Source organism: Pseudomonas germanica, assembly GCF_019614655.1.
Lineage (GTDB): Bacteria > Pseudomonadota > Gammaproteobacteria > Pseudomonadales > Pseudomonadaceae > Aquipseudomonas > Aquipseudomonas neuropathica.
In genome coordinates this window covers 4,426,307-4,439,262 of sequence record NZ_CP071586.1, presented here as the reverse complement: position 1 = coordinate 4,439,262, position 12,956 = coordinate 4,426,307, and the positions used below count along the sequence as shown (strand labels likewise).

The 12,956-nt window shown below is 59.8% G+C and carries 9 protein-coding genes; 4 read left to right on the top strand and 5 right to left on the bottom strand.

Annotation, left to right across the window (positions count from 1 at the left end):
* Window positions 1-64: 64 nt before the first annotated feature.
* The 3 genes from J0G10_RS19490 to J0G10_RS19480 all read right to left on the bottom strand — a co-directional run bounded on the left by J0G10_RS19490 (window position 65) and on the right by J0G10_RS19480 (window position 2,640).
* Window positions 65-964, bottom strand: a complete 900-nt coding sequence (locus J0G10_RS19490) for a hydroxymethylglutaryl-CoA lyase (protein ID WP_123376218.1) — start codon at window positions 962-964, stop codon at window positions 65-67.
* Window positions 965-1,112: 148 nt separating this feature from the next.
* Window positions 1,113-1,514, bottom strand: a complete 402-nt coding sequence (locus J0G10_RS19485) for a MerR family transcriptional regulator (RefSeq protein WP_038362702.1) — start codon at window positions 1,512-1,514, stop codon at window positions 1,113-1,115.
* A 196-nt stretch (window positions 1,515-1,710) separates the two neighbouring features.
* Window positions 1,711-2,640, bottom strand: a complete 930-nt coding sequence (locus tag J0G10_RS19480) for a LysR family transcriptional regulator (protein WP_016986544.1) — start codon at window positions 2,638-2,640, stop codon at window positions 1,711-1,713.
* A 171-nt stretch (window positions 2,641-2,811) separates the two neighbouring features.
* Here J0G10_RS19480 and J0G10_RS19475 point away from each other — a divergent pair, with 171 nt between their 5' ends.
* Window positions 2,812-4,041 (top strand): acyl-CoA dehydrogenase, encoded by a 1,230-nt coding sequence (locus J0G10_RS19475; protein WP_095050781.1) that lies wholly within the window; start codon window positions 2,812-2,814, stop codon window positions 4,039-4,041.
* A 119-nt stretch (window positions 4,042-4,160) separates the two neighbouring features.
* Here the strand turns inward: J0G10_RS19475 and J0G10_RS19470 are convergent, their stop codons facing one another.
* Both J0G10_RS19470 and xthA read right to left on the bottom strand, forming a co-directional pair.
* Entirely contained in the window at window positions 4,161-5,495 is a 1,335-nt protein-coding gene (locus tag J0G10_RS19470; protein WP_220556503.1) for a substrate-binding domain-containing protein, read from the bottom strand.
* 164 nt (window positions 5,496-5,659) lie between these two features.
* Window positions 5,660-6,472: an exodeoxyribonuclease III gene (gene xthA, locus J0G10_RS19465; protein ID WP_064389273.1), complete on the bottom strand. Its 813-nt coding sequence runs from the start codon at window positions 6,470-6,472 to the stop codon at window positions 5,660-5,662.
* A gap of 321 nt (window positions 6,473-6,793) precedes the next feature.
* On the opposite strand from xthA, the gene J0G10_RS19460 reads away from it, so the two are divergent.
* The 3 genes from J0G10_RS19460 (at window position 6,794) to J0G10_RS19450 (ending at window position 12,909) form a co-directional block, all read left to right on the top strand.
* Window positions 6,794-7,444 (top strand): GNAT family N-acetyltransferase, encoded by a 651-nt coding sequence (locus J0G10_RS19460; RefSeq protein WP_007912451.1) that lies wholly within the window; start codon window positions 6,794-6,796, stop codon window positions 7,442-7,444.
* Window positions 7,445-7,510: 66 nt separating this feature from the next.
* Window positions 7,511-9,238, top strand: a complete 1,728-nt coding sequence (locus J0G10_RS19455) for an autotransporter assembly complex protein TamA (protein WP_220556502.1) — start codon at window positions 7,511-7,513, stop codon at window positions 9,236-9,238.
* On the top strand, window positions 9,235-12,909 hold the full coding sequence (locus J0G10_RS19450) for a translocation/assembly module TamB domain-containing protein (protein ID WP_220556501.1): 3,675 nt from the start codon (window positions 9,235-9,237) through the stop codon (window positions 12,907-12,909). The genes J0G10_RS19455 and J0G10_RS19450 overlap by 4 nt, the downstream gene beginning before the upstream one ends.
* Window positions 12,910-12,956 lie beyond the last annotated feature (47 nt).

The following is a 12,956-nucleotide window of genomic DNA, read 5'->3' as shown; positions in this document are numbered from 1 at the left end:
ACAATTTGTTTCCGTGTTACTCGCTTGAACCCACATTCCGGACACAGCGGTAACACCTTCCCCCTCACTGCGCGCTACGAGCCTTGGCCACGCGCGAACCGCTCGGGCGGCCGAGCACCGCGCTGATCTGCTGACCCGCAGCAATCAAGGCGTCCAGGTCGATACCGGTCTCGATACCCAAGCCGTTGAGCAGGTACACCACGTCTTCGGTAGCAACGTTACCGCTCGCGCCTTTGGCGTACGGGCAGCCGCCGAGGCCCGCGATAGAGCTGTCGAACACCGAGATGCCCTCGAGCAGGCTGGCATAGATATTGGCCATGGCCTGGCCGTAGGTGTCGTGGAAATGCCCGGCCAGTTTTTCTCGTGGCACTTGCGCTGAAACCACTTCGAACAGACGGCGAGTCGCGCCAGCGGTGCCGGTGCCAATGGTGTCGCCCAGCGAAACTTCGTAGCAGCCCATCGCATACAGCTCGCGCGCGACCATCGCCACTTGTTCCGGCGCGACCGTGCCTTCGTACGGGCAACCGAGCACGCAGGACACGTAACCGCGCACGGTAACGCCGTGCTGTTGCGCCGCTTCCATGATCGGTGCGAAGCGCGCCAGGCTTTCGCTGATCGAGCAGTTGATGTTGCGCTGCGAGAACGCCTCAGACGCGGCCGCGAACACGGCGACTTCCTTGACCCCTGCGGCGATGGCATCTTCGAAGCCACGCAGGTTCGGCGCCAGTGCGCCGTAGGTCACGCCCGGCTTGCGCTGGATCTGTGCAAACACTTCGGCCGAACCCGCCATCTGCGGGACCCATTTCGGTGAAACGAAACTTCCGACTTCTATATAGCCAAGGCCGGCAGCGCTGAGTGCATCGACCAGTTGCACCTTGTCGGCCACGCTGATCGGTTGGGCTTCATTCTGTAGGCCATCGCGCGGGCCGACTTCGATCAGGCGTACTTGGGAGGGGAGGGACATGACGGTTGACCTGTTGTAGTTATCTGAAGTCTGCGGATATCCCCCTGTGGGAGCGAGCCTGCTCGCGAATGCGCCGGGTCAATCACCATAGATGTCGAATGACAAATTGCATTCGCGAGCAGGCTCGCTCCCACAGGGAATGGGGTTGTTACTGAATGGCCTGCTGGCTCTTCAGCGTCTGCTCCAGTGCCTGCACGCAGCGCTCTTCGGCGGTATCGAGCTCCAGCTTCATCTGCTCAATGTCGAGCAACTGCTGCTCCAATTGTTCCCGGCGCTCGCTGATTTTCGCCAGCATGCTGTTGAGTTGTTTGGTGTTACCGCTGGAAGGGTCGTAAAGCTCTATCAGTTCACGGCATTCGGCCAGCGAGAAACCGATGCGCTTGCCGCGCAGGATCAGCTTCAGGCTGACCTTGTCGCGTGGCGAATAGATACGTTCTTGGCCACGGCGCTCAGGGCTGAGCAGGCCTTGCTCTTCGTAAAAGCGGATCGCCCGGGTGGTGATGTCCAGCTCGCGGGCGAGGTCGGAGATGCTGTAAGTCTGGCTGCTCATGGAAGCGCTCGGAAAAAGGTCTTGGCGCTAAGCTAATGGCAGGTTGACGTTTACGTCAAGAAGGATGATCTGTGGTGTTCATGCTGGCCTCATCGCGAGCAGGCTCACTCCTACAGTTGACCGTGTTTCATCTGAAGAGATGCAACCAATTGTAGGAGTGAGCCTGCTCGCGATGGCAGCGCCGCGGTAAAAAGCCCTACACCTTATCCAGCTTCTTCTCCTGCGCCGTCACCTGCTGGCACAACTCGATCATCTGCTCGCGCATCCAGCGATTCGCCGGATCCTGGTCAGTGCTTTCATGCCAATACAGATGCGTCTCCACTGGCGGCACATCATTCACCGGCAGATTAAACGCCTGCAGTTCATGCCGACGGGCAAAGCGCTCCGGCACCGTCATGACCATGTCGGTCTGCTGCATCACTTGCGACGCCATCAGATAGTGCTGCGAGCGCAGGGCAATTTTGCGCTGAATGCCCATTTTGCCCAGCGCCAGATCGACATAACCCAGACCACTGCGACGGCTGGAAATATGGATATGGGTCAGCGACAGGTAATCATCCAGCGAGAGCTTTTCCTTGCCTGCCATCGGATGCCCCTTGCGCATCGCACAGACGTAACGGTCTTCCATCAGCTTGACGTGGCGCACCTGCGGGTCGGTGTTGAGCGGCGCATCCACGGCGAAATCCAGACGCCCGGCGGCCAGTTCCTTGGTGGTCTCGCGGCGCTTGGACAGAAAGCTTTCGATAATCACGGTCGGCGCCAGACGGCGCAGGCGCTGGAACAGCGGCGGCAGAATTACCGCTTCGGTGAGGTCGGTCATGCTGATGCGGTAGGTCTTGACCGCCTGCGCCGGGTTGAAAATGCGGCTTTCCTGAACCGACACACGCAGCAGCGACAAAGCGTTGCGCACCGGGCCGATGATGTTCTGCGCCATCGGCGTCGGCACCATGCCCTGAGCCGTGCGCACGAACAGCGGATCGTTGAAGGTTTCGCGCAACCGCGCCAAGGCGTTGGACACCGCCGGCTGGGTGATACCGACAATCTGCCCGGCGCGGGTCAGGTTGGCTTCGGTATAGATCGCGTCGAAGACGATGAAAAGGTTGAGGTCGACCTTACTCAGATTCATAACGCGGCTTCTCTTGTTATTAAGGGCGGTGATTTAGGGGCTGGTAATCAGCCGATCATATATCGGTGATGAATGTTTATACACGCCGAGAATAGGCTAGGTAAATTATCAGCGCTGTTCTAGCATCGATTGCATGACTTAAACAACCTCTGCCCAAGAAGGTAATTGATCATGGATTTCGCTTATTCGCCCAAGGTGCAAGAACTGCGTGAGCGCGTGACCGCGTTCATGGACACTTACGTTTACCCGGCCGAGGCGGTGTTCGAACGCCAGGTTGCCGAAGGCGATCGCTGGCAGCCGACGGCGATCATGGAAGAGCTCAAAGCCAAGGCCAAGGCCGAGGGTCTGTGGAATTTGTTTCTGCCTGAGTCGGAACTCGGTGCCGGCCTGACCAACCTCGAATACGCACCATTGGCGGAAATCATGGGCCGTTCGCTGCTCGGGCCGGAACCGTTCAACTGCTCGGCACCGGACACCGGCAACATGGAAGTGCTGGTGCGCTACGCCAACGAAGAACAGAAACAGCGCTGGCTCGAACCGCTGTTGCGCGGTGAAATCCGCTCGGCATTCGCCATGACCGAACCGGACGTTGCCTCTTCGGACGCGACCAACATGGCTGCCCGCGCCGTGCGTGATGGTGACGAGTGGGTGATCAACGGCAAAAAATGGTGGACCTCCGGCGCCTGCGACCCGCGCTGCAAGATCCTGATCTTCATGGGCCTGAGCAATCCCGATGCGCCGCGCCATGCGCAGCACTCGATGATCCTCGTGCCGGTCGACACCCCCGGGGTGAAAATCGTCCGTCCGTTGCCGGTGTTTGGCTACGACGACGCTCCGCACGGCCACGCCGAAGTGCTGTTCGACAACGTGCGTGTGCCGTTCGAAAACGTTTTGCTCGGTGAAGGCCGCGGCTTTGAAATTGCGCAAGGTCGCCTTGGCCCAGGCCGGATTCACCACTGCATGCGCTCGATCGGCATGGCTGAACGGGCTCTGGAATTGATGTGCAAACGTGCGGTAAGCCGCACTGCATTCGGCAAACCGCTGGCGCGTCTGGGCGGTAACGTCGACAAGATCGCCGACTCGCGAATGGAAATCGACATGGCACGTCTGCTGACGCTGAAGGCGGCGTACATGATGGACACCGTCGGTAACAAAGTGGCGAAAAGCGAGATCGCGCAGATCAAAGTCGTTGCGCCGAACGTTGCACTGCGGGTGATCGACCGAGCGATTCAGATGCATGGTGGGGCCGGGGTATCGAACGATTTCCCGCTGGCCTACATGTACGCCATGCAACGCACCCTGCGCCTGGCCGACGGCCCGGACGAAGTGCACCGTGCGGCGATCGGCAAGTTCGAGATCGGCAAGTATGTGCCGAAGGAAATGTTGCGTAGCGAACGCTGATCCACCTGATCATTCCCACGCTCTGCGTGGGAATGCATCCCGTGACGCTCTGCGTCACAGTGGACGCGGAGCGTCCATGGTGGCGTTACCACGCGGAGCGTGGGAACGATCTGGTGATATCAATACACCCAAACCTCAACCCGCCGATTCTTGATCCTTCCCTCATCCGCATTGTTCGCCGCCACCGGCATCAACGCGCCAAACCCGCGAACCTCGCGCAACACCACGCCGTTCTTCACCAATTCCCGCCGCACCGCCATTGCCCGTAGCTTCGAAAGCAAATCGGCCCGCGCCGGATCATCCTTGGCATCACCAAAGCCGACCAAGGTCACCGCGCGTTCGGTTTTGTCACGCCGCTTTATATAGTCGATCACCCGCGCCAGATCCTGCCGCGCCTTGTTATCCAGACTCGCGCTGCCTTCTTCAAAACGGAAATTCACCGTCAGACGCTGGGCGTGACGGCTGAGGGATTGATAACCCTCGGGCATCAACGCGTTCGGTGCGACGCTCATGGCGTGCACGGTCTGGCTGATAAAACCGTTTGCCGCGACAATCGCCTGGCCCTGACGGCTCTGCGCAAACGTCACCAAGGCTTTCGCCCAAGGATTGTTGCTTTCGGGCGGTAGATAGAAGAACAACCGCCGCGACAGTGGATAGTCTTCGGTAGCGATCAGGCTGTTGAGCGGCAGCATCGACTGCGATGCGCCATCAGCAATGGCCACGGCTTTGGCCTGACGCACGTAGGGCAAACCGATGAAACCGATGCCTTGCGGATCGCTACTCACCGCGTCGGACAACTGTTCGCTGGACTCAAACCTTTTCGCCGCGTTGCTCAGACTTTTCCCACGACGACTCAGGACCAACTCCTTAAACGTGTCGTAAGTGCCGGACTGATCATCGCGCGCATATAAATGAATAGCACCACCACGCCCGCCGAGGTCTTCCCATGTTTTCACATCGCCGGCGAAGATCCGCGCCAGTTGCTCAGTGTCCAGTTGTTGGAGGGGATTGTCGGGATGAAGGATGATCGCCAGGCCGTCGATGGCGATGACTTGTTCAGCGGCGGGGCTTTTCAGGTCGCCCAGTGATTGCAGGGTCTGTAACTCACTGTCCTTGATCTCGCGGGAAGACGCGGCGAGGTCGGCGCTGGCATTTTTCAACGCGGTGAAACCGGTGCTGGAACCGTGGGCGGCGACTTCAACGACCACGCGTTTACCTTCGCTGGTCTGGCCGACGATGCGTAGTTCGTTGGCGGTGTCCGGGGTTTCGCGGTGGATTTTCAGCAGGCCTTGCTCTTGCAGCAGGCCCTCAACGAGTGCGGGGCCGAGTTCGGCGCCGATGGTGTTGGAACCTTGAATGCGCAGCGCGGGGCCGTTTTCAGGAAGGGGCAGGGCGGCGGCAGAAACCGTCAGCCACGCACTCAAGAGAAACACGCACAGAACACGCAGGGTCATGCCGGCACCGAATCAAGCCAAGGGGATTGCCGGGGAGATTAAGTCAGGCGCATGACCAAAAGATGACAGATCAAAAGATCGCAGCCTTCGGCAGCTCCTACAGGGGGAACGCATTCCAAATGTAGGAGCTGCCGAAGGCTGCGATCTTTTGATCTTGGCTGAGATCAGCTGAGTTCAAGCCAGATCGGCGCATGATCGGACGGTTTTTCCATCCCGCGCAATTCATAGTCGACACCTGCTGCCTTCACCCGCGGCAACAAACCATGGGACGCCAGAATCACATCGATGCGCAGCCCGCGCTTCGGCTCATCCTCAAATCCACGGCTGCGGTAGTCGAACCAACTGAACATGTCGGTCACATCCGGGTTCAAGTGGCGATAGCTGTCGGTTAAACCCCAATTTTTCAGGCGTGCCATCCACTCGCGCTCTTCCGGCAGGAAGCTGCATTTACCGGTTTTCAGCCAGCGCTTCATGTTGTCCGGGCCGATGCCGATGTCGCAGTCTTCCGGGGAAATATTCACATCGCCCATCACCACCAGCGGCTGCTCGTTGTGGAACTGGCTTTCCAGTAGCGCTTGCAGATCGCTGTAGAAACGCTGCTTGGCGGGGAATTTGGTTGGGTGGTCGCGGCTTTCACCCTGAGGGAAATAGCCGTTCATGATGGTCACCGGTACGCCATTGGCGTCGGCGAACGTGCCCCAGATAAAGCGACGCTGAGCGTCTTCTTCGTCGGTGGCGAAACCTTTGTGGATGGCGATCGGCTCCTTGCGCGAGAGCATCGCCACACCGTAATGGCCTTTCTGGCCGTGGAAATACACGTGGTAGCCGAGGGCGCGGACTTCTTCGAGCGGGAACTGGTCGTCGTGGACCTTGGTTTCCTGCAGGCCGATCACGTCCGGCTGGTGTTTTTCGATCAGCGCTGCCAGCTGATGCGGACGGGCACGCAGTCCGTTGATGTTGAAGGAAACGATCTTCATGGTCGGCAGTCCTGGCAAAAGGGCGATGCTAGCTGACATGGGGGAGATGGGCCAGTGTGGGAGAAATCATTTTGGCCTGTGGGACATGTGTTGTCCCGGAGGGCCCCATCGCTGGCAAGCCAGCTCCCACAATGTCGGCGTCGTTCATAACATTCATGTACACCAGAGAAACCTGTGGGAGCTGGCTTGCCAGCGATGAGGCCCCACCGGTCGATGAAGATCCCGAGTTGGTCTATACCTGTGGGGAACTGTGTCACCACCACAAGGTTCGTACCAACAAGAGCGCCGCCATTTGCACGCGCCCCGGGGAGATTCACCGTCATGCCTGAAACCCAGACCGCCATCGCCGACATACATATGCTCGACCGCGGTTATTCCCGCGAAGCCCGCTCGCTGCTTTATCAGGCCTATCGCCACGAACCGACCTTCGGCTACCTGTTCGAAGCCGAGCGCCCCGGCTACGAGCAACGGGTGCGGGCGACGGTGCGTGAACTGGTCAAACAACACTTTCTGCAGGACCTGCCCGCCATCGGCCTGTTGGTCAACGACCGCCTGATCGGCATCGCCCTGATCGCGCCACCGCAACGGCGTTTGGGCATCACCGAGAGTTGGGCGTGGCGCCTGCGCATGGTGCTCAGCACCGGTTTTCGTTGCACCCGACGCTATCTGGAATACCACGACGCCGTCGCCGCGTGTGTGCCCAGCGATTCCGTGCACATGCTTCCCTTGTTGGGCATTCACCCGCAGTTCCAGGGCAAACACTTCGGCGAACAATTGCTGACCGCCGTACACAACTGGTGCGCCGTTGACGAAACCTCGCAAGGCGTAGTGCTCGACACTGGCAACCCACGATATCTGGAATTCTATAAAAGGCAGGGTTACGAAGAGATCGGCGAAGTTGCCGTCGGCCCGGTGCGCGAACACGTATTTTTCCACGCCAATCCGCAGGTGTTACAAACTGCAACAGCATGACAATCGAACTTCTTGGGAAATTTCCTGTTCTATCACGCTCCCAAGCCCGTGATAGCATCCGCGCCTATGAAGTTTCCAGGAAGATTTACCAGTGGCGTGCTCCTGCTGTTAACCAGCTGCACGGCGCTGGCGCAAAGTGAATTGGATGTGCGGATCAAACCGTCCAACGATGAACTCAAGGCCAATATAGAAGGCTATATCGGCAGCCTCGGCGATCGTGACGAAGAAGCCCTGCAGCGCTTCAGTCGCGGTGCCGAAGAGCAGGCGCGCAAAGCGGCTCAGGCGTTGGGCTACTACCAGCCGCAGATTGAAAGTGACGTCAAGGGCGGCGACAAGCCGCGCCTGGTGTTGAACATCGATCCCGGCGAGCCTATTCACCTGCGCAACGTCACCATTCGTGTCGACGGCCCGGCTGCCTCCCTCAAATCCTTTCGTGTACCGAAAAGCGACGCGCTCAAGTCCGGTGCGGTGCTCAACCATGGGCGTTATGAAGACGCCAAAAGACTTATTCAGAATCAGGCCTCGCGCTTCGGTTTTTTCAGTGGCCATTTCACCCGTCAAAAACTTATGGTCGACCCGCGCGCCGGGGTGGCCGACATCGAACTGATCTACGACAGCGGCCCGCGTTATGCGCTGGGCAAGGTCAAATTCGAAGGCGACACGCCGTTCGACGAAGACCTGCTGCAACGCATGGTGCCGTTCAAGGAGGGTGAGCCGTACGACTCCGAGCTGATCGCCGAACTCAATCGCGACCTGCAATCGAGCGGCTATTTCGAAGGCGTGCGCGTCGATGCCGCACCGACGACCGCGAAAAATGACGTGATCCCGGTCGACGTCAAACTCGACACGCGCAAGCCACGGACCATGGGCCTGGGCCTCGGTTATTCGACCGACGTCGGCCCGCGCATCAAAGCCAACTGGACGCGCCATTGGGTCAACCCGCAAGGCGACAGCTATGGCTGGGAAGCCGAGCTGTCGGCGCCACGGCAAAACGTCGGGCTGTTCTACGACATCCCGCTTGACCCGCCGCTGACCGACAAACTGCGTTGGGCCGGCGGTTATCAGTTCGAAGACATCGACGGTTCCGACACGCTCAGCAAGCTGCTGACCTTCGGCCCGGAATGGCACAGCAAATTGCCGAGCGGCTGGCAGCGGGTGATCTCGCTGAAATGGCAGCGTGAAGAATATGAACTCGGCGATGACTCCGGCCTGAGCACCTTGCTGATGCCCGGCATCAGTTACTCGTATCTGAAAAGCGACAACCGCATCGACCCGCACAACGGCTATCGCCTGAGCTTCGAAAGCAAAGTGGCGAAGGAAGGCCTCGGCTCGGACAACAACCTTCTGTATGGCACCGCGCTGGTCAAAGGCCTGACCACGGTGTTCGACAAACATCGCTTGCTCGGTCGCGTGCAGGTCGGCGGTAGCGCCACCAACGGCTACAACTCGGTGCCGCCGTCGCTGCGCTTCTTTGCCGGTGGCGATCAGAGCGTGCGCGGTTACGACTATCAGAGTCTGTCGCCGAAAAACTCCGATGGCGACCGAATCGGCGGCCGTTACATGGTCGCTGGCAGCGTCGAGTATCAATACTCGATCGCCGAAAAATGGCGCGTGGCGACCTTCGTCGACCAAGGCAACTCCTTCAATAAACTCGAACTGCCGAACCTCAAGACCGGGGTCGGCATTGGTGTGCGCTGGGTCTCGCCGGTGGGGCCGATCCGCCTCGACCTGGCCCACGCACTCGACGACGATGGCGGCATCCGGCTGCACTTTTCCATGGGGCCTGAGCTGTGAAGCGTGGTTTGAAAATTACGGCGCTGACGCTGCTGGCGCTGGTGTTGTTGATTGTATTGAGCGTCACCGCCGTACTCGGCACGGCGGCTGGCAGCCGTTGGGTACTGGGCCTTGTGCCGGGGCTCAGCGTCGAGAATTTCCAGGGGCGCCTTGGCGGGCAATGGAGCGCCGATCATCTGTTGTGGCAGCAGGACAGCAGTCGCGTCGAACTGAACCAGGCAATCTTCGCCTGGTCGCCGCTGTGCCTGACGCGCATGACTCTGTGCATCGAACAGCTCAAGGCAGATCAGGTCATTCTGCAATTCCCGCCGAGCGAAGAAACTACCGAAAGCGGCCCGATCAAACTGCCGGATCTGCAATTGCCGGTGGCCATCGAACTGGGCGACGTGCAGGTTGGCAGCCTGTTATTCAACGGCAGCGAGCAGCTCAAGGGTTTGCAACTGGCGGCGCACTGGACCGCCCAGGGCATGCAGATCGACAGCGTGAAATTGCAGCGCGACGAGCTCAGCCTCAACCTGTCCGGCACACTCACGCCGACCGGCAACTGGCCGCTGAACATCGCCGGTGACCTGACATTGCCGTCGCCGGGCACGGGGCCTTGGACGCTGGCGTTGAAGATCGACGGCGACCTGTTGAAAACCCTCAATCTGCACGCCGACAGCCGTGGTTACCTTGATGGCCAGTTGAGCGGCGAGTTGCAACCGCTGGCGGAAAATCTGCCAGCCAAAGTGCGCATCACCAGCGACGCGTTCAAACCGAGCGCTGACCTGCCCGACACCCTGCAACTCAATCAATTGCTGTTGACGGGTGAAGGCGACCTGAAAAACGGCTACCAGCTCAACGGCAACGCCACGCTACCCGCCGATAAAGGCCCGGTGGCGCTGCTGCTTCAAGGCAAGGTCGACGCCAGCGGCGCGCAGATCGCCGGCCTTGATCTGACAGCCAACGACAAACAAAGCCTGAAACTCACCGGTAGCGTCGACTGGAGTAAAGGCCTCAGCGCCCAAGCCAAAATCAACTGGCAGGACTTTCCGTGGCATCGGCTCTACAACGAAATCGACGAACCTGAGGTCGCTTTGCGCACCTTCACGGGCGAAGTCTCCTACACCGATGGTCAATACCTCGGCAACTTCGCCGCCGCTCTGGATGGTCCGGCCGGCGCGTTTACCCTGAGCAGTCCGTTCAGCGGCAGCCTGAAACAGGTCGCCTTGCCGCAACTGAAAATGGAAGCCGGGCAGGGCAAGGCTGAAGGCCATGTGAATGTGCAGTTCGCCGACGGTATCGCCTGGGACACCGCGCTGGAACTGTCGGCGCTCAACCCGGCGTACTGGGTCGCCGAATTGCCGGGCACGTTAGCTGGACCGCTGAAAAGCCAAGGCGAAATGAAAAACGAACGCCTGAGCCTCACCGCCGACCTCGACTTGAAAGGCAAATTGCGTGGGCAACCGGCGATCCTCCAGGCCAAGGCTGATGGCGCTGGCGAACAGTGGAATCTGAATGCCCTGCAAATCCGTCTCGGCGACAACAGCATCAGCGGCAAGGGCAGTCTGCAACAGAAACTCACCGGGCAGATTGATATCAAGCTGTCGCGTCTGGCTCAGCTCTGGCCGCAACTGCGCGGGCAGGTCAACGGGCAGGTCAATGTCGCCGGCACGTTGAAAGCACCGCAGGGCAAACTCGACCTGCAAGGTTCGCAACTGGCCTTCCAGGACAATCGCCTGCAAAGCATCAACCTCGACGCCACCCTCGACAGTGCGCAGCGGGCAAAGATCGATCTGAAGGGCAGCGGCATTCAGGCCGGCGACACCAATCTGGGTGTGTTGACCGCCAGCGCCCAAGGCGACATCAAGAACCAGAAACTCAACCTCGACCTGATCGGGCCGAAGCTGAAACTAGCCCTCGGTCTGGATGGCAATCTGGACAAGGGCAACTGGCGTGGTCGTCTGGCCAGTGGCGATATTCAGGCGGGTGGCCAGGACTGGAAACTGCAAAGCCCGGCCAAGCTCGAACGTCTGGCAGACGGTAAAATCAACTTTGGCGCTCATTGCTGGATGTCCGGCGACGCCAGCCTGTGCGGTGAAGATCAACGCCTGATGCCGGAGCCGAAACTGCGCTACCACCTCAAGCAGTTCCCGATCGAAAGCCTCGCGCAATGGCTGCCAAAAGATTTCGCCTGGAAGGGTAAGCTCAATGCCGATCTGCAACTGGATCTGCCGGCCAGCGGCCCGAACGGCGTGGTCAGCATCGACGCCAGCGGCGGCACCTTGCGCATGAAGGAAAAGGATCAGTGGCTGGACTTCCCGTACCAGACCCTGAAACTCACTAGCAAACTCACACCGAAGCGCGTCGACACTGAACTCAACTTCGTCGGCGGTAAACTCGGCGAGTTGCTGGTGCAAGCGCAGCTCAATCCACTGCCGAAAAACAAACCGTTGAGCGGCTCGTTCCGTCTCTCCGGGCTGGACTTGTCGGTGGCGCGGCCGTTTGTGCCGATGGTTGAAAAACTCACCGGGCGCCTGAATGGCAGCGGCACGATTTCCGGTGGATTGCTCGCGCCGCTGGTCAACGGCACCGTGCAACTCAGCGACGGCGAAGTGTCCGGCGCCGAGTTGCCGATGGAGCTGCAGAACCTGCAACTCACCGCGCTGATTGCCGGCGAATCGGTACGCCTCGACGGCGGCTGGAAAAGTGGCAAGAGCGGGCAGGGCAGCTTGAACGGTAACATCGCCTGGGGTCAGGCACTGATGGTCGATCTGGCGCTCAAAGGCACGCAATTGCCGGTCACCGTCGAGCCCTATGCCAAGCTCGAAGTGGCGCCGGACCTGAAGATGTCCATGGCCGGCGACGAGCTGAAAATCGCTGGCAAAGTGCAGGTGCCCAAAGGCGAAATCACCGTGCGCGAATTGCCGCCATCAACGGTGAAAGTCTCCGATGACACGATCATCGTCGGCGCGCAGACCGAAGAGGGCAAACCGCCGATGGCGATGAAAATGGACATCGACGTGGTGGTCGGCGAAGACAAACTGGCCTTCGCTGGATTTGGCCTGACTGCCAACGTGAAAGGCCATGTGCACATCGGCGACAACATGGACACCCGTGGCGAACTGTGGCTCAACGACGGCCGCTACAGTGCCTACGGCCAGCGCCTGCAAGTGCGTCGTGCGCGTCTGTTGTTCGCCGGCCCCCTCGATCAGCCGTATCTGGACATCGAAGCGATCCGCCAGACCGACGACGTGATCGCCGGTATTCGCCTCAGTGGCAGCGCCGAGCAGCCGACCACACAGATCTTCTCCGAGCCGGCGATGAGCCAGGAGCAGGCGTTGTCCTATCTGGTCCTCGGTCGTCCGCTGAGCACCAACGGCGAAGACAACAACATGCTCGCGCAAGCGGCATTGGGTCTGGGTCTGATGGGCAGCTCCGGGGTCACCAGCAGCCTGGCCAAGGATCTGGGTATTCAGGACTTCCAGCTCGACACGGCAGGCAGCGGCGATGCCACCAGTGTGGTGGCCAGCGGCAATATTACCGAGAAGCTCAGTTTGCGTTATGGCGTTGGCGTGTTTGAACCGGCCAGCACCATTGCGCTGCGCTATAAGCTGAGCAAGAAGGTTTATGTCGAAGCGGCCAGTGGCGTGGCCAGTTCGCTGGATATTTTCTACAAGCGCGATTTCTAGATCGCGCTTTCTCCTGAACCGAGTCGCTTCAATCGCTGGCAAGCCAG

Coding starts and splice junctions, on each gene's coding strand:
- J0G10_RS19490 (WP_123376218.1), bottom strand. CDS start 964: ATGTCCCTCCCCTCCCAAGTACGCCTGATCGAAGTCGGCCCGCGCGAT.
- J0G10_RS19485 (WP_038362702.1), bottom strand. CDS start 1,514: ATGAGCAGCCAGACTTACAGCATCTCCGACCTCGCCCGCGAGCTGGAC.
- J0G10_RS19480 (WP_016986544.1), bottom strand. CDS start 2,640: ATGAATCTGAGTAAGGTCGACCTCAACCTTTTCATCGTCTTCGACGCG.
- J0G10_RS19475 (WP_095050781.1), top strand. CDS start 2,812: ATGGATTTCGCTTATTCGCCCAAGGTGCAAGAACTGCGTGAGCGCGTG.
- J0G10_RS19470 (WP_220556503.1), bottom strand. CDS start 5,495: ATGACCCTGCGTGTTCTGTGCGTGTTTCTCTTGAGTGCGTGGCTGACG.
- xthA (WP_064389273.1), bottom strand. CDS start 6,472: ATGAAGATCGTTTCCTTCAACATCAACGGACTGCGTGCCCGTCCGCAT.
- J0G10_RS19460 (WP_007912451.1), top strand. CDS start 6,794: ATGCCTGAAACCCAGACCGCCATCGCCGACATACATATGCTCGACCGC.
- J0G10_RS19455 (WP_220556502.1), top strand. CDS start 7,511: ATGAAGTTTCCAGGAAGATTTACCAGTGGCGTGCTCCTGCTGTTAACC.